Source organism: Bacillus sp. m3-13, assembly GCF_000175075.1.
Taxonomy (GTDB): Bacteria; Bacillota; Bacilli; order Bacillales; family Bacillaceae_I; genus Sutcliffiella_A; species Sutcliffiella_A horikoshii_C.
Genome location: NZ_ACPC01000010.1, coordinates 24,734 through 50,442, shown reverse-complemented (window position 1 = coordinate 50,442; position 25,709 = coordinate 24,734). Strand labels below are relative to the sequence as shown.

Below are 25,709 nucleotides of genomic sequence, written 5' to 3'. Positions count from 1 at the left end.
TTAGATGATCTGAGAGGGATTCGAACCCCCGACCCCTACCCTGTCAAGGTAGTGTTCTCCCACTGAACTATCAGATCTCGTATGCGACTGTAAATATTATTATAGATAGTCGGCAGGTGTTTGTAAAGATAATTTTACAAAACTAAAAACCGCCCCAAACTCGGACGGTTACACTTGCATACCTTTTTCTTTTCTTCCCGAAGCAAATGCATCAATCATCAGGATAATAGCTGTTATAGTGTGTAAAGCCCAACCCACAAAAGGGACCCACCCTAAACAAGAAGCAACGATTCCCCAAATGCTACCATGAAACTTCTGCCCTTCTTTCGCACTAAACACCAACGTAATGATATGTAAAATCAACATAAGTCCCAATGGAGAATAACCAAACCCCATTACAGTCAAACCTCCAAGAACAGGAATAGCTAAAAATGCCTCCATTCCTCCAGTCACCCATTTTAACGTAGTAGATGGTTTCACAAAATCACCTTCCTTTCTTATATTTCAAGTATATTCCTAACTCCCCAAAAAACAACCAGAATATATGTTCGTATTTTTATTGAATATAAAACATATGTTCGTATATAATAATGGTAAGGAGATGATGATAATGAGCCGAACGCTCAAGTGGTATATGAATTCAAGAACACCTATTGAAATAATCTATATGTCCAAAGATGGATCCATCACGCAAAGATCCTTACTTGTGTTGGATATTAACAAAAATAGCGTGACGGCATTCTGTTACCTGCGCAATCAAAAAAGGACGTTTCTGTTAGATAGTATATTATCCTATCGCCCCTTAATTAAAACATACAAGAATGAGGTAATCTAATTGTTTCTCTTGCACACATTCACTCATATATGATATTCTATAAAGAAACACATTTTTACAGGAGGGAGATATTAATGAGAGAAGTAACACTTACAGATATTTTTACACACCCTATTACACAAAAGTATTTGAAGCGCTCCGGGGTTGCGCATGCCCTTGAAGTGGCCAACCATGCCTTTCACTTGGCGTTTAAATATAATGTTTGCGTAGATTTGGCTACGAAAGCTGCCCTTCTGCACGATATCGGGCATTATGAATGGTATCGTCAAGGAAAATGGGACTATGAGCTGTACAGAGAAAATGATATTCATGCAATTAAAGGGGCAGAGCGTGCCCACAAGTTATTGATTCGCTTAGGAGAAAAACCGCAAAACGCGAAAAAGATCTCTGTTGCTATTCTTTTGCATACAGATTCCTACTTGCCTGAAATCGACGTTAAAAGAAGTCCTCTACAAAAAGTAGTGAAGCTTGCGGACGAAATGGACGAGGAAAAAGGCGGAAACCACCACTATAGACAAATTGATAAATCCACTGCGCTCGAAAAAATCAACTACCTTGATCAACTCGTCGAACATTACCTTCCAAAACAACAACTTTCATCACCTTCACATGAACAATCGATGTAACGCACAAGAGGTAGCCGATGCTGCCACCTCTTCACTTGCATGTTTTTGAAAACCCTTACTTGGCAAAATAATATTCATACCCACCTACCACCCTGAATCCATTATTCTCATAGAGCCTTATTGCTCCTTCATTTTTCACGTCCACATCCAACCTTATGGCTTTTTTAGGATACCTTACTTTAATATCATTTACTATATTCTCTAATATTGCACGCCCGTACCCTTTTCCCCTCTGGTCCGGCGTGACCGTAAAGGCGCTTAAATATACTGATTCCTCCTCATCACATACTGTTATTGTCGCAACGGGAGTTTGATCTACATGCACAAGAAACAGCTCATAACCTGGATTTAAAGCATTACGTTCAATTAAACTATTCACATTTTCATCCGTCGGCGGAACATCGAAACCGTCCGATAATAACTTCAATATTATTGCGGTTTCAGAAAGGTCAGCTTTTTTCATAGACATGTTTTGCAGATTAAAATCGTACTTTTTATGATGCTTTTCATGGTACTCCATGGTGAACTCAGAATACACGTAGGTCGCTTCCAACTTTAATGAGAGATGAATGGCAGCGTCAGACTTGTCTGGACAAACAAAAAGCACCTCATCTGCACCACACGTCCGTGTCATTTCTTTTGCACTTTCAAGCAACCTACTAAACCTTCCTTGGTTTCGGTAATTTGGATGGATCATCCCCGCCAGCTCCACCTTTTTAGGGTCTACAAAAGAAAACAAACCTATAAAACCTACTAATTCTTTTTTCTCCCGCGCCAATATAAATCCGAGATGAGTCGCGTCCCCTTTCTGTATCATGGATAAATTTAAACTGGCTCTTATTTCGAACCCATCATGAAGCTCGCATTGTTTTAAGAGTTCAATCAGTTCCTGATATTCCTTCTTAGAAAGGCTGTTTGATTTTGTTATTTCCATCGTTCCCCCCCATATTTCTATGCTTTTTTTAAACACAAAACACTCATATGACATCATATGAGTGCAGAAGGTAAAACGTAATTATTATAGGTCAATCTGTTACTTTTTCAAGGTCTTCCATAATTTCCTCTAAAGGGACATCCAAACCACTGTATGACTCCCGTACAAACCCTTCTTTATCGACCAAAAATATACTAGTGCTATGCATATATTGATCTGAACCTTCTTCTTTAGAAGCCGGCACCATAAATGATACATTTGCAAACCGCTCTATCGTCTCCTGATCATAGCCTGTAACAAAATCCCATGTCTGATAATCCGCTTTATACAAATCACCATATTCCTTTAACGCTTCCGGAGTATCCTTCTCAGGATCGATGCTAAACGAAACAATCGGCACTTCCACGCCTGCTTCTTTCATTTCTCGCTGCACCCTTGCCATATTGGCTGTCATCGGAGGACAAACTGTATCACAATTAGTAAAGATGAAATTAGCTAACCAAAACTCCCCTTCATGTTTAGAACTAGTGAAGCTCTGCTTATCTTGATTTACCCCATCAAGCTCTCCAATCTCAAGTTTCATTGAAAATTCTTCATCTAAATTAACTTCACTGCTTCCGCAACCAGCCAGAGCAAGTAAGATTACAAATGACAATATCGGCCAAAGTCTTTTCAAAAATATTCCTCCAAACTCATAAAAAAGTGTCGAGACCATTATAGCCCGACACCCTTATAAAATGCTAGTTAACAAATTGTGAATCAATGAATTCTGTAAAATCCGGTTTTTCTTTCAAGAATTTAAGTTCAAAGGATGAGTTTGCAAATTCCTGCACCACTTCTGCATCCACTTCATGAGTGAAGCGAATTCTTTCCCAAGCAGAATCAATAACCTCTTTTGATAGTTCTTGATTTGTCAGTTCCTTAATGGAATTGATTGCAATCTCTTTTGCCTCTTCCGGATTTTCAGAAATGAAGTCGACTGACTCTTGATGAGCATCTACTAATTTTTGTACTAGATCTTTATTTTCATCGATCAGCTTCCCGCTTGTTACAAAGATCGTGTTAGGTAAAGTAGTACCGAACGAAATTTCATTACTATCAACAAGAATATTAGCACCGTGCTCGATGGATAACAAGGAAGCCCATGGTTCTGGAACTGCTGCTGCATCTACACTTTCTGATTCAAACATTCCAGCGTATTGTGCAGGATTTCCTGTAACATGCTTCATGCTTCCACCAATACGAGCGGAGGAAAGACCGAAGTCTTGTAAAAATGTTTCCATTTGAACGTCATGCGTACAACCAACACCAGGCGTGATAAATGTAGCACCATCAAGCCCTTCCACAGATGTAATGCCACTTTCCTTACTAGCAATAATGACCGTTCCACCAGAAGAAGCCCCGGCTACCACTTTCACATCCGCTCCACTTACATAGTTGTTCATTGCAGGTCCTGGTCCCACCAAACCGCCTTGAATGTCCCCTGTTTTCAATGCCGTCATAAATGCGCCACCATCAGGAAATGTCTTGTATTCCACTTCATATTTGTCACCCAAAGCTTCCTCGTACATAGCCTTTTCACGGGCAACCATTGCCGGCACGTGATCGATATTAGGAAAATACCCGATAACGACTTTCTCTTTCCCATTGGATCCACTGGTGCTTGATCCACATCCAGCGAGAACCCCCATTAATAGTAGAAATATTGCACTAACAACCAACCAACCTTTTTTCATCTCATTTCCTCCCATACTCGCTATTTATGAATCCAAGCCCCAGCGTTTGATGACATTTTTCTCGAAGCGCTGGAAGATAACTAGATCTACCACAGAACCAATCACACAGATGATGATGATAACGCCGAATACTAGACTCATTTGACCAAAATCAGCTGCATATTTCAGCGTGTATCCTAAACCTGGTCCCATACTCAGTAATTCAGCAGCCATCAGCGCTCTCCAAGCAAACGCCCAAGCAAGCCTCGCTCCTGTCACCGCGTATGGTACAGATGCAGGTAAAATAATCTTCCAAAACATCTCTACACCACTTGCACCCATTGTGGAAGCAGCTTTTATATATAAAGGCGGGACACTTTTAATTCCCATCCTCATATTAATTGTCATGACGAGTGTTCCACCTAAAGTAACGATAAAAATGATAGCTGTTTCATTAAACCCAAACCAGATAATCGCTAAAGGCAACCAGACAATACTAGGTACACTTTGCAACGCAAGGACAAGCGTCCCCACTGTTTCATCTGCCGTTTTTGATTTGGCAAGCCAAATCCCAAGCAGTGTTCCAATGATGAGTGCCAAAAACAGTCCCACTCCGAGACGCTTAAAACTCGCTCCTAAATCATAAAGTAATGTTTTATCCATAAACCCTTGATATAGTGCTACTGCTACATTTGATGGTTTCGGCATCACAGCCGGTGACCAACCGATTATAAGCACCACCACTTCCCAAATGATAAATAAGGAGGCAAAGAATATGAGGCGTTTTACTCCAGCTTTCATCGTCTCAACTCCTCTTCTACAACCTTATCAATCTCTTTTTCCAACATGGCGCTGATTTGCGATTCTAAATGTGCAACCTCTTCATTCGTCCGTAAACGCGGACGGGCAGCATCTACTTTAATGTCTGCAATAATAGTTCCAGGCCTTGTTCCCATCACAAGGATCCGGTCAGAGAGTTTAATTGACTCATGAATGCTATGTGTGACAAACAAAACAGTCTTCTTTGTCTGCAACCAGATTGTTTCCAGTTCCTGCTGAAGACGCAAACGTGTTTGTTCATCTAATGCGCCGAATGGTTCATCCATTAATAGAACCGTCGGATCCATGGCAAGTGCTCGTGCAATGGATACTCTTTGCTGCATTCCACCTGATAATTCATGCGGGTATTGCTTGAGGTTACTGCCAAGCTGCACCATTTTTAAGTAATGAAGGGCTCTCTTCTCTCTTTCTTCCTTGTCTTTCATATCACGGATGGCAAAAAGAACATTTTCTTCTACGGTCATCCACGGAAACAAGGCAGCCTGCTGAAACACCATCCCCCTATCTTTCCCTGGCTTTGTAATCACCGATCCCTTCAGTCGGATTTCTCCTTCTGTAGGTTTAAGTAATCCTGCCACCATCGAAAGCAAGGTAGACTTCCCACAGCCAGATGGCCCCAGAATGGAAACGAACTCTCCTTCTTGGATGTCAACATTTATAGATGAAAGTACTTTGTTTTCAACGTTTTGTTGTGTATAAACTTTTGTAATATTAGAGATCTGTAAAAACAACATTTGCACCTACTTCACACTTTTCATATAATCCACATTACTTTAATCGGATTAATTGGATAAAATATATTATATAACGTATGTGAAAAAGGTCAATATATTGACAGAAAATAATTAAAATAATTTTCTCCCGGTTGACCGGAGTGTAATTTGTCGCAACAAAGCTTACCATTCAACAAAATGGATACAAATGTGCTATAGTATACGGTAAAGCGCTTACCACAATAGATAAAGGCATCACAGGAGGTAATGAACAATGGGGAAAAACGTTGGACGTATTGAGGAGTTCACACTACACAGCAACGAACTTAATGAAGAAATGACACTAATGGTCTATACACCAGCTAACTATTCACCACTATATAAATACAACATCCTTATCGCACAGGATGGAAAAGATTATTTCACATTGGGCCGCATCGGCAGCACCACCGACAAACTGCTTGCCGCAAATGAAATGCAAAATACCATTATCGTCGGTATCCCATACAAAGACGTAAAAGATCGTTGGGAAAAGTATCATCCAGACGGAAGCAAAAACAGTGCGTACATTCGCTTTCTTGCACATGAACTGACACCATATATTGATGAAAAATATCCATCCTATCAAATGGGAATGGGACGAGCTCTAATTGGGGATTCCTTAGCAGCAACTGTGTCACTAATGACCGCTCTGTCATATCCGCATACATTCGGCAAAGTCATCATGCAATCACCTTATGTAGACGAAAAGGTCATGAATAAAGTAGAAGAATTCAGTCAACCTTCCTTCCTATCCCTTTACCATGTAATCGGGACAAAGGAAACGGAAGTTCCTACAACTAGTGGAGAGAAGAAAAATTTCATCGAACCAAACCGTGCTCTCCATACACTAATGAAAGAAAAAGGATTCTCCGTCTATTACGAAGAATTCGAAGGCACACACACCTGGACCTACTGGCAACCAGACCTAAAACAAGCCCTGCCCAAAATGCTTTCATAATTTAAATAAGATTTCCCTGTAGTTTGGAGAGCAGGATATGAGACTACCGCGGGAGGTAGCGGTAGACTTGAGACCCCACAGCGCAGTTGGCCACTGAAAAAGTCTTTGATGTTAGATTTTTTTAAGACACCGCTGTTAATTTCCGCAAACGGCTTCGCTTTCCACGGGGCGACCTTGAGCCTCCTCGGGCTACCTGCGGGGTCTCAACATTGTCGCTACTCCCCCGTAGGAGTCTTCGCCTATTGCTCCAATCAACAGCTATAAATTATCCAAAAGATTGGTTACTAGGTTTTTCAGTGACCTCCAGCGCAGCGAGGAGGCTCAAGCACCGCCCTCTGGATAAACGAATATCCGGAACGGAAAACTACAGGAGTTATCCAATAACAATAGTTATTTAAGCATGAAAGGGAAACTTTTCTATTCTTTTGAAAAAAATTAAGATAAAATAAGAACATAAGTTACTATATTGCAAACGCTAATAGGAGGGATATTGGATGAAATATGGAATAGCAATTTTTCCGACCAAAAAATTACAAGATCTCGCAAACTCATTTCGAAAACGTTATGACGCTCACTACGCACTGATTCCGCCACATGTGACATTAAAAACGGCATTCGAAATTGATGAAAATGATATGAAATCAGTAACCGATGAGCTTGCAGCTATCGCAAAAGATACCACACCAATCCCTTTGAACATTTACAAGGTGAGCTCTTTTGCTCCAGTAAATAATGTCATTTACCTTAAAGTCGATCCAACAGATGAACTGTTATCCTTACATGAAAAGCTTCATTCCGGAAAGGGATATTTTCAAGATAACCGTGAATTTTCCTATGTGCCTCATATTACGATCGGACAAAATTTGTCTGATGATGAACATTCTGACGTTTTAGGTCAATTAAAAATGACCAATATTGAACATGAAGAGATGGTTGACCGCTTCCACCTTCTCTACCAATTAGAAGATGGTATGTGGACGGTTTATGAAACCTTCCGCTTTGGAAAGGATTGCTGACCCTTGCATGTACAAGTTGTAGACACAGAAAAAGAACTGCATGATGCCTATTCTGTTAGAAAAACGGTTTTTGTGGAAGAACAAAATGTGCCTCTGGAAGAAGAAATTGATCAATACGAAGAAGACTCCACTCATTTTTGTTTTGTATGATGAGGACCAAGCAGTAGGTGCTGGTCGCTTTCGAATTGTCGAGGGCATAGGTAAGGTGGAGCGAATTTGCGTCCTTCCTTCTCATCGAACTTCCAAAGGTGCAGGACGACTTATCATGAATACCATTGAAGAATATGCAAAAACAAAAGAGATGCATGTCCTAAAGCTTAATGCCCAAACACATGCAGAACCCTTTTATGCGAAACTTGGATACGAAACGGTTTCCGACATTTTTATGGATGCAGGAATCCCCCACGTGACCATGACGAAAAACATCTAAAAAGATATCTCTCTAAGGGAAACCTTTCGAGAGATATCTTTTTTGTTTTCATACTTTCCCCGCTCCTTACTAATACTACTGTCAAGGACCCAACATAAAGGATGACATAATCATGATGATGGACTACGGTCGTATTGCAGTAGAATTGGTAATCGGTTTCTTTGCACTATTTTCAATCACCCAGTTGCTCGGAAAAACACAAATCACGCAAATAACACCCTTTGACTTCATTTCAGCACTTGTATTAGGAGAACTTGTAGGAAACGCATTATATGATAATGATATTGGTGTTGTAAAAATCCTTTTTACGTTGGGATTGTGGGGAATATTGATCTTTTTACTTGAAACGATTACACAGAAAATAAGGAAAACAAGAGGAATATTAGAGGGAAGACCGTCTATCGTCATACATAAAGGAATCATCAACAAAAAAGAATTAAAAAAATCCAAACTAGATATAGACCAACTTAGGCACCTGCTCCGTTCAAAAGGAGCTTTCTCCATACAAGAAGTCGAATATGCCATTTTGGAAACAGACGGTACCGTCAGTGTATTAAAAAAGCACCAGTATGCTCAACCTCTAAACGAAGACATGAACATTCCTTTAAAAGCGGTCACACTACCTATACCGGTTATCTCTGATGGAGAAATATTAAAGGACAATTTAGATGAATTCAACCTGTCTGAGCAATGGCTTTTAAACGAAATTAAAAAAATCGGCTACCACAACCCAAAAGACATCGTGTTTGCCGAGTGGGAAGAAGGAAAGCCAATTTATGTCATGCCTTATTCAGAAGAAGATGCTACGACCAATTGATTGTTGCAAACAATTAACTCCACACGTCCTTCTTGAATCAATTTGGTTAGGTATGCAGTGACGGCTGTTCGGAACAACATAAATGACGGGACATTGCGGATAGTAAGTCCTTTTTCAGTGCAAGCTTTTGTCACTAACTGTTCAATGGATATGCCGTCTTCCTCTTGATTAACAAGCGTGTATAGTAAGTTTTCGATATCGTGGTGAACCTGTAAATTTTCATCAATAGTAGCAATAAAATCTTTTTCATAACTCCCGTGACCAGGAACTGCTCCTGCACACGGGAGATTTTTTATTTTTTCAAGGCTTTCCATTGTTTGTCTAGCATCAACAATATAAGGAATGCCATGTTTATGTATGACTTCTACACCAAAATAGGCATCTGCAGCAAACAGAATATCCTCGACGATCACGCCTAATTGATGGTAGCTGTGTCCTGGCAAGTCGACTGTTTGAAAGCGCGACTCCCCCACACTCACCTCACCTGCTTCTTCGAGAATTAAGTCCACCTTTATCGGCTTTCCTTCCAAAAACTTATTGCGCCATTCTTGAATTGGATTCACACCATGAAACAGGTACAAAGGCTCTAGCATCGGTTCTTGCAAGATGGCAGCTTCAAATTTAGGTGCGATGGTAAAGACCTCTTGTTGCCTTTGCAAGTATTCCGCTCCACCATAATGATCCGCATGTGCATGCGTAATGAATAAATGCGTTATTGGAAGTTCCTTACTTTTTAGCGTTTTCAGCACTTTTTTCATCGCCTGTTCTTCAAGGCCTGCATCAATAAGCATTCCTTCTCCAGAAGAAAAATGGACATATCCAATATTAACGGACCCTTGAAAATAATAAACGTTATCTGTTATCGGATGAAACTCCACGTAACATACACTCCCCAAAATTTTGGACTTTTATATGGTTTCGTGAAAGAAGCGGCCTTTTCCTGTTATGTCGGCCAATAATTTATCGGAAATGTCAGAATCCTGCTTTTTCTTTTTTTCGATTAACCTGATTGTGTTGCAAATTTCTATGGATTTCTTCCCATGATTGCTGCGGATCCACCTTATAGAAAGCTGGTCTGAATACTGGATCAAGTTTAATCCGTTGTTTTTCTGAAACAGTTCGGTTCGCATATTGTGTGTAGGCATCCATTTGAACTGGTAATACATATCCCATCACATTTCTCCCCTTCCCTATTCTACCTATAAATTTTCCCTGTTTTTGCATAACACAAACTTCCTTTGACTCGTGTTCTCTCTATATAATATGTGGTACTATGGATAAGATTGACGGTTATAAAGGAGTCTACACGTATGAAATCTGCTGTTTGGAAAGAACGAAACATACATATAAAAACAATGGCTAGAGAAATGTATCAAGAGGTGTTCGACGCCAGTGTAAAGGGCGATCTCTCATGCAAAATCTGTGGTGAGAGTGTCAAATTTTTATTTAGGCCTTAGAAAAGAACCTCATTTTTATCACATAGATGCTTCTATTGCTCATGAAAGAAAAAATACCGAAGACAGAAACAGCGGTTACACCAAAACAAGAATATGTGGAACGCAATGGATTTCGTTACCCTAAATCCAGAACGGTTATAGCGGAAAAAGAAACTCCAACAGAAACTTGGAAAGCTCCAAAGCCGCTTACACATCTTCCCATCTTTATTAAAGAACATACGAAAAGCGATTCAAATATAAGTGGGTTTTTCCATGGATTACAAAGAAAAAAATATCTTTTTAGATTCCGCCCAGCAAGAAGCTGTTTCAACAGTAGATGGGCCGCTGCTAGTACTAGCAGGTGCAGGCAGCGGAAAAACACGGGTATTAATCACTCGTGTCGCCTATATGGTCCAGGAGGAAAAGATCGACCCAAAATCCATCATGCTGATTACTTTTACAGCCAAGGCAGCCAATGAAATGAAGGAACGACTGCGATTATACGAGTCACCGGGTTCAAGAATGTTCGCTAGCCTCCTAACTGGTACGTTTCACAGTATTTTCTATCGAATGCTTCAACACCATCACCCTGAGAGATGGAACGGCGACAACTTATTGAAATGGGATTGGCAAAAAGAGCAATTTTTAAAACAGGCCGGTCGCAAGCTTGGTTTGGATGAAAAGGACTTCCCATTTGATCAGGCCATACAGCAAATCGGCTATTGGAAAAATAATATGCAGACACCAAAGGGGATAAAACCGACCAGTAAGCTAGAAGAGCAGTTTAAGAGTTTGTATCAGGACTATGAGGACTGGAAGCGCGAGAAGAATGTATTTGATTTTGATGATATGTTGCTTGGATGTTATGAGCTATTGATGGAAAATCCAGCTCTTCTCGCGAAATATCAGGAAAGATTTCAATATTTTTTAATTGATGAGTTCCAGGATATTAATAAGGTGCAATATGAAACAATGAAACTACTGGCCCAAAGCGGGAATATCTGTGCAGTAGGGGATGATGATCAGTCTATTTATGCGTTTCGTGGCAGTAGTCCCGATTATATATTGAACTTTCATCGAGATTTTCCTTCTACACAAGTCGTCACGCTTTCCGAGAACTACCGATCAACGCACACCATCGTTGCGGCAGCCAATCAGGTAATTGATAAAAACAAGAACCGCCGCGTGAAAAAAATGATTGCTCAACGTGACAATAAGCACTTTCCTGTACTTTTTTATCCTTACGACGAGGAAGAAGAAGCCACCATTATCGTGCAAGATATGAAGGAACAAATTGAACAAGGGGCCACTCCGAATGATTTTGCTGTCCTATACCGGACACATAGTGCCGCACGCGCAATTTTTGAGAGGCTTTCCCAATCCGGTCTTCCATTCAAGCTTGATCAAGATTACGAAAGCTTTTATAAAAGAAGGATTGTTAAGGGTATTCTCGGTTTCTTGCGTTTGAGTCGTGATTCCAATGATGTACAGGCGTTAGCAGATATCCTACCAGCCCTGTTCCTCAAGCAATCAAATCTCCAAGATGCCAAAGCCATCAGTATTTTGGAAGATTGCAGTTTAGTAAAATCATTGAGTAAGTTGACCAACGTACAGCCTTTTCAAGTAAAAAAAATCAATCGGATCATCCCACTATTTAAAACACTTGCAAACGTCTCCCCTTCAGTCGCACTGGAAATGATTGAAAAAGATATGGGCTTTGATGATTACATTAAAAAGCGCGGCAACGAGGGGAACGCTCTTGAAAAAGGCTCCGATGACATTCGTGATTTGAAGGTGGTTGCCCGTAAGTTCAAGACCATCACTGAATTTCTTGACCATGTGGAAGATATGATTGCCAAGACGGATGAGATGAAAAGGCTCAGCAAGCAATACTCCAATGCCATCCACCTCTCCACCATCCATCGTTCTAAGGGACTGGAGTATACGAACGTTTATGTCCTTAGTGCTGTCGATGGCAGCCTTCCTCATGATTTCGCCTTAGAATCCTACCGTAACGGTGAACTCGGGGCTCTTGAAGAAGAACGACGACTATTGTATGTGGCAATGACTAGAGCAAAGGAAACCTTGCAACTATCCGTCCCGATGAATCGCCGTGGAAAAAAGGCATACATGACTAGATTTATTAAAGATATTCTCTAATAAAAAGCGCAAATCCTTCTTCATTTTCAGGATTGCGCTTTTTTCGTTTTGTCAACAAAAACCAGCAGAAAAAGCTTTATTTTTTGAATAGTGAAAAATTACGTTTTATCTGCTCCTATCTGGGTATGTACCCTTTATAGATGAGTTGAAAGGGGAATATTCTTTTGAAAACATTGGATCCTCACCATAACTGTTCCATCACAAAACTGTCCGATGAATCTCTCCAGTTTGCATACGATAATGCGAAGGCGGAAAATCTAGATCACTATTTCATTCAACTACTGGAGGCTGAATTACTGAAACGAAAAGAAGAATGCTTGTACTAATAATGCTCCATTTTTTTATTTAAAAATGATACTATTTAGAGTATATAGATAATTTTTAATAAAGAGGAGTTGTACAATGGCCAACGTCACACAGGAAGAACAAGATCTTCAATATACTTTTCATAGAAAAACCGCTATTAACTTATTCAATGAAGTATGGGATCTGATGGAAAAGACGGACCGTACTTCAGAAGAAGATTTTCAAATGATACATAAAGCCCATGCCTCCCGCTTCCACTGGGGCGAAATCGGCGAACCGGTCAACTTCTCCCGAGGCGAATGGCAAATCTCAAGAGTTTACGCCGTCCTACGTCGAGCTGAACCTTGCCTCGTGCATGCTAAAAGAAACCTAGAAATCGTTTTACAACATGACATCAAGGACTTTGACCTCGCATTCGCATACGAAGCACTAGCCCGCGCATACAGCATAAGTGGTGAGGCTGCAGCAAAGGAAAAGTATCTGAACCTGGCAAAAGAAGCCTCCGCACAAATCAACAAAGACGCCGACCGCAATGTCGTGTTGGGGGACTTGGAGACGATAGAGTAATTTTAGTACTTAGCAGGTGTGAGAGTACACCCCCTGATAGCTGAAGTGCAGGGGGTGAGACTCCTGTGGGAGAAGGGACAGGGAAGACCCCACAGGCGCAGCCGAGGAGGCTTCCGGACCGCCCACGGAAAGCGAACCCCCGGAACGGAAGCTATCAGGGAGTTATCCAGATAACACTAAAAAAACATCTGCCCGACCCACTCCAATAGTGGAAGGCAGATGTTTTCTTACTTCTTCTTCTCATTCAACATCTTCGAAATAGTCCCCATATCAACCGGCTTATTCCCATTTATCAATGTATTAACAATCTTATCTTCCAATTCCTTAGGTACCTTCTTATTCGCCAACGTCGCTACACGAGACACCAAATTACGCACCGTCTGCTCGTCTTTGAAATTCGCATTCTGCATAGAATTAGCAAGCTCAAATACGTCCTTCATGCTCACGCCCGTTTTCTTCTCAATGCCCTTAAAAATATTATTATCCACCAAACATCCTCCTCTCGGATATATCACATTGTATGTGAGAGAGCCTATCGGTGTGCCTCTAATAATTCATCACTCACTACTGTGGCGGTGGACGAAACAGAAAAGCACGGGGACAAATCCCGCACTTTCCTTATTCCCACTAATTAACTATTAATAGAATTTAGATGCACCAACGATGATCAAAAGAATGAATAGAACAACGATTAACACGAATGTGCCGCCTTGGTTGCCACAACCGTAGCCATAGCCAGCGCCACCTACACCATAAGGATAGCCTCCATAGTAACCCATAATCTCGCACCTCCTTAATGAAGATTCCCTATTACTATATGTACTTTTACCAAAACGGTATGGGCGCTTTTACGGGCAATGTGCGGTTTTGCGGAATTTTTTTAGCAAGGGGGAGATCTGGAGGTTACTGTTTATCATGACATCGGGAGATTGATGCACTTTTTCACGGTTGGACATTTCCCAAGTGACCTTCTACATTTCCCGGCACACCTTCTACCACTTTAACCTGCAGCTTCTACCATTAATACGCCACTTTCTACCACAAAAAGAAAAACTTCTACAACTTTCCCGAAAAAACAACAAAAACGAAGGGGACATCTACCTCTCCCACTTCGCATGAATAAAATTCACTCATCATCATCCTCAAAATCCGGCGCAACCGTACTCGCTTTCCCTTCCATCCACCGCTCAAGGTTCCCAATGTATTTTTTCATCTTTGCTTCTATCTGCTGCACATGCATAAATCCTTCATCTGCGGTACTGATATTTATTTTCGCCTGCTTGCCTGCCTCGGTAATTCCTTCATCCACCTTCCACCGCTCAAATAGAAACTTTAAATGTTCTTCTCCAAAATCAAATTCGCTCATCACACTTCACCTCAAGCTATTATATGAATGAAAAAAAAGCCGGTAGCTTAACCCTTTAATAATGGGCGCAGCTTCCGGCTTAGCTCATCAAGACTAGAAGTAGCACTCTGATAAAATGCTCTGTTTACCGATGAACCCGCAGTTACACTTAGAAAAGAAAAATCTGAAGAACATTTATTAAGTGTCACAAGTGTTAACATTTTTTCTTTCAACGGCGCGACTTTTATATGATCATTATATAAATCCACACTCAATGCTCCCCAAGCATTCACTTGAGCGAGAAACACATTTTCCAAAAGAACATTTCGCTTTTCGAGTTCCGCATCCAGCCAGGCCCGGTTTAACCCTATCTGAGCAAGCGACTCATCCAAGATTTCTCCGTCCATAATCACTGTTTGAGGTTCTATTTGATCTGGAGTATCTGGATATAGGTCCCTGTATGTAGCAGGTTGCTTCTCCTTTTTTAAAAGCACACTCAACTCACCGTTTGATTCAAGCGTGGCAAACTCAATATCTTCTACTGAAAATATATCTTTCTTACGCAATTGCTCAAGGAATTCATCAATCGTGTACTTTTCCTTCTTCAAGTTATCTTCCAATATTTTTCCCTCTCGCATAAACACGGTTGAGTTACCTTCTACAAAATCTCGGAACTTTTTATTATGGAGAGAAATTTGTGAGGTCACCAGCGGAAACAAGGACCAAATTAATATACTTGTGACACCGTTCTTCAAATCCAGTTCCCGATCCATCGACAGCGTCCCGGCAATGTCCCCCACCGTGATACCAACAATATACTCAAAAAAAGACAGCTTTGACAGCTGCTTTTTCCCCAGAAGCTTCGTAATCAAAAACAACCCCACAATAATCGCAAACGACCTAATAGCAACCTCTAGCCACTGCGGCACCACAAACCCCTCCCTTTACATAGTTACCCTTTTATATCTCCTTCAGTTTTAAATCTATGTTCGCAAGCAGGTCATCAATTTTCATCATCGATTCGTGGTAGGTGTTTTGAGCCGCAGGGTCACTCGCTTCCATCGCATACACATGAAGATTGTTTCGAATCATCTTCAGACTTGCCCGGTTATAGGTAAGCATCATCTTCTCATCCACCGCAAACAATCCCTTCCTATCCTTTCGGCTTAAATAACAATGCACCGATAAAACCAAACACGATTGCAGCAGAAATACCAGAGCTTGTCACCTCAAACATCCCAGTCAACACACCGACAAGCCCATGTTTCTCAGCCTCTTCCAACGCACCATGCACCAACGCATTTCCAAAGCTTGTAATCGGAACCGTTGCACCTGCTCCCGCAAAGGCAATCAACGGCTCGTACAATCCTAGACCATCCAAAACAGCTCCAGCTACCACCAACGTGCTTAATGTATGTGCGGGAGTTAGCTTGAACACATCGAACATAATTTGTCCGATCACACAAATAAGCCCTCCCACAACAAACGCCCAAAAGAACGATAATAACATCAGCTGACACCCCCCATTCCCATTTCAATCGACACTGCATGAGCAATACATGGGATCGATTCCTTCTGCTGAAAAGAAACCGGAGATAGCAATGCACCTGTGGCAACGAGCAAAATTCGTTTGTACGTCCCTTTTTTCATTTCATTCAATAAATGTCCATACAACACTACTGCGGAACAACCCGCTCCACTACCCCCTGCTAGAACTGGCTGGCTCTTATCATAAATCATTAACCCACAATCTTGATATTGCTCGTCAGTAATCTGCAACCCGTTTTCCTTCAATAGTTCCAATGAAACCTCTCGGCCAATCTCACCAAGATCACCCGTTGCAATCAGATCATAATAAGAAGGATCCCTGCCTGTATCTTTAAAATGAGCTTCAATCGTATCCACTGCAGCAGGAGCCATTGCGCCTCCCATATTGAACGGATCAGCAAGCCCCATGTTAATCACTTTTCCGATTGTAGCTGAAGTAACCTGCGGACCCACACCAACACAGCTCACAAGCCCCACACCAGCACCTGTAACGGTCCATTGCGCGGTCGGAGGCTTCTGACCGCCATATTCCGTCGGATAACGGAACTGCTTCTCTACAGCCGCATTGTGACTTGAAGCACCTGTTAAACAGTACTTTGCTCCCCCATAGTTCACAAGAAAGCTAGCCAGTGCCAACCCTTCCATAGAAGTGGAGCACGCCCCAAATACGCCAAGATAGGGAACTTCCATCGCCTCTGCCGCAAAATTAGATGGCGTCATCTGATTGATTAAATCGCCTGCCAGTAGAAACTGCACATCAGGCAATGACAACCCAGCCTTCTTCAGCGCAGTCTCACACGCTTCTTCCAGCAACACACGATGTGCTTTTTCATAGCTTTCCTGCTCTAGCCACAAATCCTTATGCAGCATATCAAAATCATTCGCTAGCAAGCCATTCGCCTCAAAAGGGCCACCAATAGCAGCACTTGAGGTGATAACAGGCTTATTGGCAAATACCCATGATTGTTTTCCCTGTAGCATCAGAACCCTCCTATCGAGACCACGATGGTCTTCACCAGTGCAACCACAAAGGCTGAGAATACACCGAATAAAATAACCGATCCCGCAAGCTTAAACATATTAGATCCGACGCCAAGCACGAAACCCTCTGTTTTATGCTCAATGCACGCTGAAATAACGGCGTTTCCGAACCCTGTTACAGGCACCGCACTTCCCGCTCCGGCAAACTGTGCAATCCGGTCATACACACCGAATCCTGTCAGCAACATGGCAATAAATATCATGGTCGCTACAGTCGGATTCCCAGCCGTCACTTCGGTAAAATTAAAGAAATATATGTACATCAGTTGTATGGCCTGTCCCACAATACAAAAGAGGCCACCCACCAAAAAGGCAATGATGCAATTCTTCCAAACCGGTCGCTTTAACTCAATCTTCTGTTCCAACTTCTGATAGGCTTTCTGTTCAGGTGTTAGTTGCTTATCCTTCTTGCTCACTTGATGGCACCTCCTATGCTTTTTCTTCTCGTAATGTCTTCATTTTCTCAATCCGCTTTTCCAGTTCTTTTTCTGAGATTTGCTTCTGCTCCACATCTCTTCTAAGCCTTTCTATTTCAAGGCGAATCTTTAAATCATGGGACACGACCACATTTTCATCTGGAAACTCTTTTTCCAGTGCTTTTTTTACTTTTTTTTCAATTTTCTCTGTGAAAAACTTTTGATACTGTGTGACATGAAACGCAACCACCAACTCATCTTCGGTGTCATAAGCCACGGCACCTTTTACCTCTTTAAAGTCTTTGGCAATCTCTTCAGCCCGTTTTTCTTTGTCTGATTTCTCCTTTTGTTCGTTAGAAGTCCTCATGACAGTGTCCTCTACTCTCTCTTTCACCTCACCTTGCCCACACGCTCCTAACACACTCACAAACAACACCAATATCACTACAAACGCTACCGCTTTCACTTCATCACCTCATTTTGCGTCATTACTCTATCTCTTAATATTTATATCTGCCACCGAAATTATGTATCGAAAACTCCACTTTAAAAGGCCCTCCCTAAGGAGAGCCACATTTAATCAATCATTCTTGCCACGATACTTTCTAGAATCCCAGCCACACCTGCAGCACCAAAAATTATCAGCACAGGCTCCCCTAAAAAAGGATAAAACGTCATCAAAAGGTACAAACATGTTGTCACCCAAACCCCGGTACACCAATAGCAGCTCAGAAGTTCTCCAATCCAGCGTCTGAGTCCTTTTCCTTTAATGATGATATATTCCTCTATTTCTCCTTTATCATTCTTCTCCTCAATTTCTTCCATAAAAGGTTTTCGGATAATCCCTGCAATCTTATCCAACACAATCAGCCTGGTTAAACGGAAACTGGCAAGTCCAAGCAGAAGAAACCAAAACCAGCTTTCAAGCAAAAAAATTCCCCCTTTCATATTGATGATATGTATGAAAAGGGGAAATAGTAGTATTGAAATTAATCTTCCTGTATAACTTTCGCTTTTTTACCGCAGCCACAACCGGAGGATTTCTTTTTCTTATTAGAAGAAGAGGATTTATTACTTGAAGAAATCACTTTCACCTGACCAGCTGTAGGTTTTGGTTGGCCTGAATAATGATAGTAGTTCATATGCAACCTCCAATTTGTTCGTAGTATAAGATACTTTATCTTATGCGTTTTCGACAAAAAGGTTTTCCGCATCTATCATCACTCGTATAGGCTTATGTGTTTTTTTTAACATTATTATAGAACCACGATTGCATTCTCGGATCATGTGCTGGAGTTTGTGGAGCTGATTTCTTCTTTTCTAGACTGGAAACCTTCGTGGATTCGTGAATTACCTGGTCCCCTTTCTTTTCCAACTCCCTTACGCACTCATTGACCTTCTTTAAATCATCTGATAAAAGAGATTTCTCATCATGTAGCGTTTTAACTTCCTCTTCCAACTCAGCAACCAACTTGCGGTAAGACTGATTTTCGGCTTCCAGCTGATCATTGATTTCCGCTATCCTTTGGTACCCTTCATGCGCCTGATTGGAGCTTTCAATTTTCACAAGCAACCCTTTCACCGTTTCTTTTACCATTTCGTATTCTTTTTCAAGGTCTGAATTTATGGTACTTTGTTTATCAAGCTCCATCTTTAAATCCTCAAGCTCTTCCGCAAACGCCTCATTCGCCTCAATTGCTTTTAGGTGTGCCGTTCGTTCTATTTCACATTGTTGCTTAAGCTGAAACACTTCATTGCTAATGGTCATCAGTTTTCCCTGATGATCTTCTTTTTGCTTTGCAAGCTCTCCTTTGTATTGTGCAACTTCCTTTTGAAGATTAGAGACTTTTTCGTTCTCTTCTTCCTCCAATTTGACAAGTTGATCTGTCAGTTGTTGGATTTTTTCTTCGTATTCATCTTTTTGTTTTTCTATATTTTTCAAGAGAGACTTACTATTAAGCTTCTCTACATCTGCAGTAAGGCGCTTTACTTCTGCACCTAAATGAATGATTTTCTGCTGTAAAATAATTTTGTCATCGTTTTTAAAGCTTTTCATGCTTATCCCTCCCAAAAACTCTCCCTTTTAAAAGTAATTCCATTAGCTTGGGAAATATGACTAACTGATGCAAAAATAAAATTTGGGTTATTGTCTCAGCACACTTACCCACCAAATTCATACTATACAGTAGTCCCGTAACCCAAATGGGTATTAAATGAATAGGAGGAGTTTTTAGTGAGTCATAAAGAAACTGAAAGAGTCTGCATTAAGGCTCGTAAAGTTTACGACTGGGTAACTCGTCAAGTGCAGGTTTCCCCTAAAAGTATATGTAACTCTGATTTAGAAGGAATCTTTGCATGCGATTGGGAACATGAAGATGATGCAAACATTGCTGACCTTTTATGTGAAATAGATCCAAAGATTGGTCCTTTAGCAGTGGAATGTTACCTATCCGACGATCACGGTCGTAAAATCGATGTAATGGCAGCACACCACCACCGCCATCACAAAGGCTTTATCTGCAAGGAAATCGAGCAACCAGGTGGACGTCAATCTGTTGACGTAGAACTACCAGACGGCACAGAAATCGAATTACAACGCGTTAAAGTTCTAATCAAAGGCTTTGTTACCGTTCAATTAGTAGACGCTCAAGGACGCGTAAGATGCTGCTCCAAAGCATTGCCTTTCGCAAGCGTCCAAACATTCCTACTATGTGCTCCAGAAGGCACAGAGCTAGATTGCCACGTAACATATTTTGAGTGCGATTCTAACCTAATCGCAACAGACGAATTCTCACAACTAGACGTAACACTTGCACTATGCTTAGACATCCAAATGGAAGCAGACGTTAAATTAGAAGTGGAAGCAAAAATCTGCCGCCCACGCGAGGAAATTATCGAAGGCCTAATCTGCCCTCCAAAACAATTTCCAGAACAGTGTCCAGAAATCTTCCCAGCACATAGACGCCCAAGATAACTTCCACATACAAATTAAGCATTTTTTAGAACAGCCAAAAGGATCGGAATACCATCCGATACTCTTTGGCTGTTACTATTGTGTTCATAAGGAAGATTGTCCGGTACATAAGATGGTGTAAACATACTTGTGAGGAGTGTTGAATGGTGGATCCAAACAGTGAGTTGTTTAGAGCAAAGCAACAGGTGATTTATTATAGAGCGGAAATTGGACAGTCTAAAAATAGAATAAGTGAGCTGGAGAGGATAGTAGAGAAGGAGGTTGTTAGGAATAAGTATCTTCAAGCTAAGGTACGGGAGTTGAATGGTGAGAAGATTGCGGAGTTACAAGGGGAGATTCAGAGGTTGCGGAAGAGAGTGATGGAGTTGGAGGTGGAATTGGAGGAAGAAAGGTTAATCAGGAAAGATTTACAGCTATTCCCTTTACATTCAAGTGAAGATAAAAAGGAAAAATCTCTAGACTTTTATAGTATATTTAACTGTTCATTTTTCCTCTCCCCTATTGATAGTTCCAATTTAGATATTCTCAGTGATTTTATAGTAGTCAATAAAGGTAAAAAAAAAATGACAGATGTATTGGTCTGTTTAAAAGTGACCCCCATCCAAAACGTTACTTTATCTGGAAAGATTTCTAATCCAAAATCTATACAACAAAAACAATGCTAAGCAACAAGATATGGATTGGGTATATGCAACAGAGGATTGGAGAGAGATGATAAAAAATAAAGGAGAGTATTGGATTAAATCTATTAAAAAGAGTGAGTTATTACCGCATGAAAAATTGGTGTTTAGTGGGTTTGGAGTTACAGTAAACAATTGGGAAGGTGTAAGGAGAATAAAAGTACAGGGTTTTGTTTATAGTAATGGAATTATTAAAGGAATAGAAAGCCAGAATAAGATTCTGATTCATTTACAATGATTTAAACATAAATCTAATCTACTCTGCACAAGAGAGTTGTAAGCTAATCGAGTAGAGGGAAAATATATTTTAATTATTTTCACCCCTCTCACACTATCGTACATACGGTTCCGTTTCAATTTATATTACATTTTGTACTTTTAGATAATGCTATAAAGCAGAGGAAAATGCCCTCTGCTATAATCTTTTGTGTGAGATGGCTCTGAGAGTCCGATGTACCGATAACTTCTTAAGCAGAAAGTTAACCTTTTCGTATCTTCTTAAGGAATTTTCTAGTTGAACAAGCAATTTGATTTGTTTCTTCGATACCTTCCATCGCTTCAAAATGATAACTCTAATTCAAGAGCGAAGCTTCTTATATATTTCAATCATCGATCTTTTTTATTTGAGATTCTAAAGTAATTAACCCACCAAAGTATGACTTGTTTTAGTTTTAATATCAGGTAGTCAAACCGTATACTCCAATTCGCTTTGTTAATTTTCGAAGCTACCTTTGGAATTTTGTCATGGAAGACTGTATCTAAAAATTTTTCAGAATCAATGCCACACCCCAATCGTGTCCATCTGTAGAATTCTAAACTTATAATATTTGTAATCCCACAACTTCTTTTCGGTCTAAAGCAGTTACTGAATTTGCTGAAGTGCTATTCAAATTGGACTGTATAGTTGATGAAAGGCTTATTGAACTCCACTATCCACTATTGTTGGCATTCCCAATTTGCGCATCTTGCCATTTTCTTTTGGGCTTGCTCTCTTAAGGCAGCTTTGGGTTTGTATTTTCCTGTTCTGATGCGCTGATTCAGTTCTTTTTTTCTCTTAAAGTATTGATTTAATCGTCGACCGTTAATCCATCCACCCCACTCGCACCTTGTTTTTATAGACACGTAAGTCGGCTTCGTTCATATTATGATTATTTAGTAATTTTTCTAAAAGTTTCATACCGTTTCTCCTATTACTCCTTTTGTGTTACCTTTTAGGTACGCTCAAACTTTCGCCATTAACTCGGAGTAGTTCACTAACGCATTCGTGGTGTCGAACACTTTAAATTGTTCAGATCTTCATGAATAATTTGACTTCTGCTCTGTTCGTAGAGCCAAGATTTTATTCCACTTCCTCCAGCCCTTACCTCCTGATAAGTGTTCTTGCGCTTCCTTAGTGGTTAGGCGATGAGTACCCCAATAGTTAACTTTCACCACCTAGATAATTGCCATGCCCGGCACACATAGAAAAAGCAGCAAGCTAATATTGCTTACTGCTTCTTACTTTTATTTAATCTCCAGTTGGAAAATTAATCAACCTAGGAGTTCCATTAGGCTCACAACGGTATTCATTTACATCACGAACACAATCATGGTCATAAGGGTCTACTAGAGTTGGACGTGTTGCTGTAATAGTGGTACGCAAGATAGCTTTAAATAAAAGTAGATTGATAACAAGGTTACCGTTTTCAATCTGGATTAATTCCTGATCAAGAGTTGCTTCTACAACATAAGGAGTTTCCGTTACCGTATCTCCCGGGCAAACTCCTGGGCAGTCTGTATGCTCTTGGAAATATATACGAATTGGCAGACTTAATTCCAGAACTCCGGCTATTCTTACCTCAAGAAATGCAGGAACAAACCCTAAATTAATGATTTTGTCTCTGACGACTGTAATTTCGCTTTCAATTTCGCTGAAAACAGGTCTTACCCTGACACTAATTAAGCCAGCTAGAATTTGAGCTGCAGTAACAGTTACACCTAATAGAGGGGTTAGAATTCCAGCAAGCGCTTCAGGAGTAATAGAGCCTACACCCGCTGCACCCAGTGGACCAATAGCAAACGGGAGTGCAAATTCTGCCGTCTTTTGTACTGACTTAGAACAAATCACCTTATTAACTAAAACACAGTCGTCTTTATGCTTAGGTTTCCCACAGCAACTGTCCTTTTCATGTTTACAATGATCCTTTTCACTCCATCTTTTCTTTTTTTCATAATAAAAACTCATATCTTCTTCCTCCTTGGAATATTAAATTTTGTTGGTATTTTCATACCTCTCGCTTATAGTATATTGTGGTGCACAGGGGTTGTATCAGCGATTGTCCATGGGCGATGGTACATTTTGATAGGGAATGTGAATACGGGCTGATAGATTTCTGCAACGTCTAGATCCTTGCTACATAAGCATTTGTGGGTATTTTGCTCACTAGTAAATACCCAACTAAAAATAGTACCCCCACCCTAAAGTAGAGATACTAGGAAAACAGTCTAATATTTAAAAGTAACATTTCCACGTTTTCTTTTTCTTTTCTTGCTTTTTGTTTCTTTTTTCAATTAATTCCTCTGATACTAGTTTCTTTTGACCCATCACACGTATAGCTTTCATCTTCCTTCTCACTCCTTTCTTCATGTCTATTTACAAATTATTCAGTTTGGTATCAAAACGTTTGTACTTGTTCTTTTTTATAGAAAAAAGGGCTGAAACACATGGACACATTATTACTAGTTGAATAGATTAATAAGGGAGTCTAGTTGCCAATTTTACAAATAAAGGAGGCTTTATAATGGGAATACTTTATGTAGAAAGTTCACGTCATGAAGGGGCTTGTTGCTGTTTCAGATGTTCCACGAGAAGATCTTCCTCTCCACAGCGAAACTGCGATAATTCTAATTCCACTATCCGTTCATTAGAAGAAAGAATTGTAGCTTTAGAGAGGCTAGTGGCACGTAATGCACAACTAATTGCTGAAAATAGAAGGTTGATAAATGAAATAGAAAATGGTGATCTTACACCAGGTGAAGTAAGAGGATTTTTCGAAGAAAACGAAGGTGAGGTCGTAACTGTTGCCGCAACGTTTGGAACGGTTACCGGAACGGTCCTTACAGCCGGTACAGATGTAGCTGAGGTACTTGCACCTGATGGGGACGTCATTATTGTTCCATATAGAAGTGTAGAAACAGTATAAGGACGATTGGAGGAAAGAACATGAATTTTGCAGAGATATTAGCGCAGTATATTGACAGAGCAGTGGAAGTCTACCTTCCGAACCAAACACCTTTTGGACGTTTGCGCTCTGTAAACGGAAATTCCATGGTGGTGGAAGTACAAAACGGCTCCTATGTAACTCCAACCGAATTGGTCACCATCTTCCTAGACAATGTACAAGGCGTCCGGGTAATAGATGAACTCAATTTGCAATAAATTAAAAGGAGACGATAACTATACGGATCGTCTCCTTTTATATAGATAGTTCTTTTCTAACCCATTCTCTCCACTTTTCGAACATACCCTTTTGTCCTTCCGTAACACTCCCTTTTCTTAACCTTCTATGATATAAAAGTCTATCCACATGCGCTACTTTCCCGTGCTTACTTATCGCACATAAGATATAGACGTCCTCATACAATCTACTTTGATAAATATCCTTTGTGTGCCATCCCCCAATTTTTCGTAATGTATCTATTCTATAAATCCGCGGCGCAAGTGGATAGGCATTCTCCAAATAAGTTATTGCTTGGAAATTTGACATCCCTTTTATTACTTTAGAAAAAGAAAGCTTTTTATCGCGAAATTGTTCTCTCCATTCTACATAATTCCCATAATATGCTTCTACTCCAATCTCAACAATCTCATCTATATTTTCTAATGCTCCCTTTGGCAACCAATCATCAGCATCGAGCTCTATTAACCATGTACCCTTCGCAGTTCCTAACGCAATATTTAGACAGAATGCCTTTCCCTTATTTTCTGTCAACGAAATGATATGGATATTGGGATGGTTTTTATAGGGTCTAAGCATTTCAAGAGTCTCATCCGCTGATCCATCATTAACAATGATTAATTCCCAATCGGAAAATTGTTGGTCGATTACACTTTCTATCGCTTTCGGAAGATATCTCGCATCATTATAGGTACAGATTACTACACTGAATTTCGTTTCAGTATTCATTCCCCTAAAATATCCATTATATCCGCGCATATCATAACACCACCATCTCCCCTGCACATACACTATATGTAGAATATGTTCACTTATGAACTTGTAGTCGTTAGAAAAGAGGGATGATATTGGACATTATTATCTTTCCACCTA

The 25,709-nt window shown here is 40.4% G+C and carries 35 protein-coding genes, 1 tRNA gene and 1 pseudogene; 14 read left to right on the top strand and 23 right to left on the bottom strand.

Going from position 1 to position 25,709, the window contains the following annotated elements:
• Nucleotides 1-5: 5 nt before the first annotated feature.
• Together M313_RS0104650 and M313_RS0104645 are read right to left on the bottom strand one after the other, a co-directional pair.
• Nucleotides 6-77: transfer RNA gene (locus M313_RS0104650), tRNA-Val, on the bottom strand.
• A 91-nt stretch (nucleotides 78-168) separates the two neighbouring features.
• A complete protein-coding gene (locus M313_RS0104645; protein WP_010192941.1) occupies nucleotides 169-480 on the bottom strand; it encodes a hypothetical protein in 312 nt (103 codons plus the stop codon).
• A gap of 130 nt (nucleotides 481-610) precedes the next feature.
• On the opposite strand from M313_RS0104645, the gene M313_RS0104640 reads away from it, so the two are divergent.
• Both M313_RS0104640 and M313_RS0104635 read left to right on the top strand, forming a co-directional pair.
• Nucleotides 611-835 carry a hypothetical protein gene (locus M313_RS0104640; protein ID WP_010192940.1) on the top strand — a complete coding sequence of 75 codons (225 nt, stop codon included), beginning with the start codon at nucleotides 611-613 and terminating at the stop codon, nucleotides 833-835.
• Between the two features lie 74 nt (nucleotides 836-909).
• Nucleotides 910-1,461: an HD domain-containing protein gene (locus M313_RS0104635; RefSeq protein WP_010192939.1), complete on the top strand. Its 552-nt coding sequence runs from the start codon at nucleotides 910-912 to the stop codon at nucleotides 1,459-1,461.
• Between the two features lie 55 nt (nucleotides 1,462-1,516).
• Here M313_RS0104635 and M313_RS0104630 read toward each other — a convergent pair whose 3' ends face one another.
• From M313_RS0104630 to M313_RS0104610, 5 genes are all read right to left on the bottom strand, one after another.
• Nucleotides 1,517-2,395, bottom strand: coding sequence for a GNAT family N-acetyltransferase (locus M313_RS0104630; protein WP_010192938.1), 879 nt, complete (start codon nucleotides 2,393-2,395; stop codon nucleotides 1,517-1,519).
• Between the two features lie 91 nt (nucleotides 2,396-2,486).
• Complete coding sequence (locus tag M313_RS0104625; protein WP_034774322.1) at nucleotides 2,487-3,071, bottom strand: SCO family protein; 585 nt, start codon at nucleotides 3,069-3,071, stop codon at nucleotides 2,487-2,489.
• Nucleotides 3,072-3,135: 64 nt separating this feature from the next.
• Nucleotides 3,136-4,131: an aliphatic sulfonate ABC transporter substrate-binding protein gene (locus M313_RS0104620; RefSeq protein ID WP_010192936.1), complete on the bottom strand. Its 996-nt coding sequence runs from the start codon at nucleotides 4,129-4,131 to the stop codon at nucleotides 3,136-3,138.
• A gap of 24 nt (nucleotides 4,132-4,155) precedes the next feature.
• A complete protein-coding gene (locus tag M313_RS0104615) occupies nucleotides 4,156-4,911 on the bottom strand; it encodes an ABC transporter permease (RefSeq protein ID WP_010192933.1) in 756 nt (251 codons plus the stop codon).
• On the bottom strand, nucleotides 4,908-5,681 hold the full coding sequence (locus M313_RS0104610; RefSeq protein WP_010192931.1) for an ABC transporter ATP-binding protein: 774 nt from the start codon (nucleotides 5,679-5,681) through the stop codon (nucleotides 4,908-4,910). Before M313_RS0104610 ends, M313_RS0104615 begins: the two co-directional genes overlap by 4 nt.
• 256 nt (nucleotides 5,682-5,937) lie before the next feature.
• On the opposite strand from M313_RS0104610, the gene M313_RS0104605 reads away from it, so the two are divergent.
• The 4 genes and pseudogenes from M313_RS0104605 to M313_RS0104590 all read left to right on the top strand — a co-directional run bounded on the left by M313_RS0104605 (nucleotide 5,938) and on the right by M313_RS0104590 (nucleotide 8,926).
• Nucleotides 5,938-6,663, top strand: a complete 726-nt coding sequence (locus M313_RS0104605) for an alpha/beta hydrolase (protein WP_010192929.1) — start codon at nucleotides 5,938-5,940, stop codon at nucleotides 6,661-6,663.
• Nucleotides 6,664-7,157: 494 nt separating this feature from the next.
• Complete coding sequence (locus M313_RS0104600) at nucleotides 7,158-7,679, top strand: YjcG family protein (protein WP_010192925.1); 522 nt, start codon at nucleotides 7,158-7,160, stop codon at nucleotides 7,677-7,679.
• A gap of 3 nt (nucleotides 7,680-7,682) precedes the next feature.
• Nucleotides 7,683-8,109: pseudogene (locus M313_RS22695) on the top strand (GNAT family N-acetyltransferase).
• Between the two features lie 115 nt (nucleotides 8,110-8,224).
• Nucleotides 8,225-8,926 (top strand): DUF421 domain-containing protein, encoded by a 702-nt coding sequence (locus M313_RS0104590; protein ID WP_034774319.1) that lies wholly within the window; start codon nucleotides 8,225-8,227, stop codon nucleotides 8,924-8,926.
• Here the strand turns inward: M313_RS0104590 and M313_RS0104585 are convergent.
• Both M313_RS0104585 and M313_RS0104580 read right to left on the bottom strand, forming a co-directional pair.
• The gene (locus M313_RS0104585; protein ID WP_010192920.1) at nucleotides 8,896-9,804 is read right to left on the bottom strand and encodes an MBL fold metallo-hydrolase; all 909 of its coding nucleotides are present in this window, start codon (nucleotides 9,802-9,804) and stop codon (nucleotides 8,896-8,898) included. The two genes, M313_RS0104590 and M313_RS0104585, sit on opposite strands and share 31 nt — an antisense overlap.
• A gap of 94 nt (nucleotides 9,805-9,898) precedes the next feature.
• Entirely contained in the window at nucleotides 9,899-10,099 is a 201-nt protein-coding gene (locus M313_RS0104580) for a hypothetical protein (protein WP_157182415.1), read from the bottom strand.
• A gap of 536 nt (nucleotides 10,100-10,635) precedes the next feature.
• Between M313_RS0104580 and M313_RS22690 the strand changes: the two genes are divergently transcribed.
• From M313_RS22690 to M313_RS0104565, 3 genes are all read left to right on the top strand, one after another.
• Nucleotides 10,636-12,522 (top strand): ATP-dependent helicase, encoded by a 1,887-nt coding sequence (locus M313_RS22690; protein WP_010192917.1) that lies wholly within the window; start codon nucleotides 10,636-10,638, stop codon nucleotides 12,520-12,522.
• Between the two features lie 164 nt (nucleotides 12,523-12,686).
• The gene (gene sda, locus M313_RS25000; RefSeq protein ID WP_010192916.1) at nucleotides 12,687-12,848 is read left to right on the top strand and encodes a sporulation histidine kinase inhibitor Sda; all 162 of its coding nucleotides are present in this window, start codon (nucleotides 12,687-12,689) and stop codon (nucleotides 12,846-12,848) included.
• Between the two features lie 76 nt (nucleotides 12,849-12,924).
• Entirely contained in the window at nucleotides 12,925-13,395 is a 471-nt protein-coding gene (locus M313_RS0104565; RefSeq protein ID WP_010192915.1) for a hypothetical protein, read from the top strand.
• Between the two features lie 227 nt (nucleotides 13,396-13,622).
• On the opposite strand, the gene spoVIF is transcribed toward M313_RS0104565, so the two are convergent.
• The 12 genes from spoVIF to M313_RS0104500 form a co-directional block, all read right to left on the bottom strand.
• Complete coding sequence (gene spoVIF, locus M313_RS0104555) at nucleotides 13,623-13,883, bottom strand: sporulation-specific transcription regulator SpoVIF (RefSeq protein ID WP_010192912.1); 261 nt, start codon at nucleotides 13,881-13,883, stop codon at nucleotides 13,623-13,625.
• 150 nt (nucleotides 13,884-14,033) lie between these two features.
• Entirely contained in the window at nucleotides 14,034-14,174 is a 141-nt protein-coding gene (locus M313_RS24995) for a YjcZ family sporulation protein (RefSeq protein WP_010192910.1), read from the bottom strand.
• Between the two features lie 347 nt (nucleotides 14,175-14,521).
• Nucleotides 14,522-14,761, bottom strand: coding sequence for a hypothetical protein (locus tag M313_RS0104545; protein ID WP_010192908.1), 240 nt, complete (start codon nucleotides 14,759-14,761; stop codon nucleotides 14,522-14,524).
• A 47-nt stretch (nucleotides 14,762-14,808) separates the two neighbouring features.
• Nucleotides 14,809-15,669 (bottom strand): DUF421 domain-containing protein, encoded by an 861-nt coding sequence (locus M313_RS0104540; RefSeq protein WP_010192907.1) that lies wholly within the window; start codon nucleotides 15,667-15,669, stop codon nucleotides 14,809-14,811.
• A gap of 31 nt (nucleotides 15,670-15,700) precedes the next feature.
• A complete protein-coding gene (locus M313_RS0104535; RefSeq protein ID WP_157182414.1) occupies nucleotides 15,701-15,865 on the bottom strand; it encodes a DUF1657 domain-containing protein in 165 nt (54 codons plus the stop codon).
• Nucleotides 15,866-15,893: 28 nt separating this feature from the next.
• Nucleotides 15,894-16,250: a stage V sporulation protein AE gene (spoVAE, locus tag M313_RS0104530; protein ID WP_010192904.1), complete on the bottom strand. Its 357-nt coding sequence runs from the start codon at nucleotides 16,248-16,250 to the stop codon at nucleotides 15,894-15,896.
• Nucleotides 16,250-17,269, bottom strand: a complete 1,020-nt coding sequence (gene spoVAD / locus M313_RS0104525; RefSeq protein WP_010192902.1) for a stage V sporulation protein AD — start codon at nucleotides 17,267-17,269, stop codon at nucleotides 16,250-16,252. The genes spoVAE and spoVAD overlap by 1 nt, the downstream gene beginning before the upstream one ends.
• Nucleotides 17,269-17,745, bottom strand: a complete 477-nt coding sequence (gene spoVAC / locus M313_RS0104520) for a stage V sporulation protein AC (protein ID WP_010192900.1) — start codon at nucleotides 17,743-17,745, stop codon at nucleotides 17,269-17,271. The genes spoVAD and spoVAC overlap by 1 nt, the downstream gene beginning before the upstream one ends.
• Before the next feature lie 13 nt (nucleotides 17,746-17,758).
• Entirely contained in the window at nucleotides 17,759-18,211 is a 453-nt protein-coding gene (locus M313_RS0104515; RefSeq protein WP_010192897.1) for a YhcN/YlaJ family sporulation lipoprotein, read from the bottom strand.
• A gap of 110 nt (nucleotides 18,212-18,321) precedes the next feature.
• Nucleotides 18,322-18,675, bottom strand: coding sequence for a DUF1360 domain-containing protein (locus tag M313_RS0104510; protein ID WP_010192895.1), 354 nt, complete (start codon nucleotides 18,673-18,675; stop codon nucleotides 18,322-18,324).
• Nucleotides 18,676-18,734: 59 nt separating this feature from the next.
• Nucleotides 18,735-18,887 (bottom strand): hypothetical protein, encoded by a 153-nt coding sequence (locus M313_RS25725; protein WP_010192892.1) that lies wholly within the window; start codon nucleotides 18,885-18,887, stop codon nucleotides 18,735-18,737.
• Nucleotides 18,888-18,979: 92 nt separating this feature from the next.
• Complete coding sequence (locus tag M313_RS0104500) at nucleotides 18,980-19,801, bottom strand: coiled-coil domain-containing protein (protein WP_010192890.1); 822 nt, start codon at nucleotides 19,799-19,801, stop codon at nucleotides 18,980-18,982.
• Between the two features lie 177 nt (nucleotides 19,802-19,978).
• On the opposite strand from M313_RS0104500, the gene M313_RS0104495 reads away from it, so the two are divergent.
• The 3 genes from M313_RS0104495 to M313_RS0104485 all read left to right on the top strand — a co-directional run bounded on the left by M313_RS0104495 (nucleotide 19,979) and on the right by M313_RS0104485 (nucleotide 21,637).
• Nucleotides 19,979-20,719, top strand: a complete 741-nt coding sequence (locus M313_RS0104495; protein ID WP_010192889.1) for a BMQ_0737 family morphogenetic spore coat protein — start codon at nucleotides 19,979-19,981, stop codon at nucleotides 20,717-20,719.
• A 143-nt stretch (nucleotides 20,720-20,862) separates the two neighbouring features.
• Nucleotides 20,863-21,384, top strand: a complete 522-nt coding sequence (locus M313_RS0104490; RefSeq protein ID WP_029326334.1) for a hypothetical protein — start codon at nucleotides 20,863-20,865, stop codon at nucleotides 21,382-21,384.
• Nucleotides 21,385-21,430: 46 nt separating this feature from the next.
• On the top strand, nucleotides 21,431-21,637 hold the full coding sequence (locus M313_RS0104485; RefSeq protein ID WP_010192884.1) for a hypothetical protein: 207 nt from the start codon (nucleotides 21,431-21,433) through the stop codon (nucleotides 21,635-21,637).
• A 1,269-nt stretch (nucleotides 21,638-22,906) separates the two neighbouring features.
• On the opposite strand, the gene M313_RS0104470 is transcribed toward M313_RS0104485, so the two are convergent.
• Complete coding sequence (locus M313_RS0104470) at nucleotides 22,907-23,623, bottom strand: hypothetical protein (protein WP_010192882.1); 717 nt, start codon at nucleotides 23,621-23,623, stop codon at nucleotides 22,907-22,909.
• Nucleotides 23,624-24,179: 556 nt separating this feature from the next.
• Here M313_RS0104470 and M313_RS0104460 point away from each other — a divergent pair.
• Nucleotides 24,180-24,581, top strand: a complete 402-nt coding sequence (locus M313_RS0104460; protein WP_010192879.1) for a hypothetical protein — start codon at nucleotides 24,180-24,182, stop codon at nucleotides 24,579-24,581.
• Between the two features lie 20 nt (nucleotides 24,582-24,601).
• On the top strand, nucleotides 24,602-24,817 hold the full coding sequence (locus M313_RS0104455; RefSeq protein WP_010192878.1) for a hypothetical protein: 216 nt from the start codon (nucleotides 24,602-24,604) through the stop codon (nucleotides 24,815-24,817).
• 37 nt (nucleotides 24,818-24,854) lie between these two features.
• Here the strand turns inward: M313_RS0104455 and M313_RS22685 are convergent, their stop codons facing one another.
• Nucleotides 24,855-25,565 (bottom strand): glycosyltransferase family 2 protein, encoded by a 711-nt coding sequence (locus tag M313_RS22685; protein ID WP_157182413.1) that lies wholly within the window; start codon nucleotides 25,563-25,565, stop codon nucleotides 24,855-24,857.
• Nucleotides 25,566-25,709 lie beyond the last annotated feature (144 nt).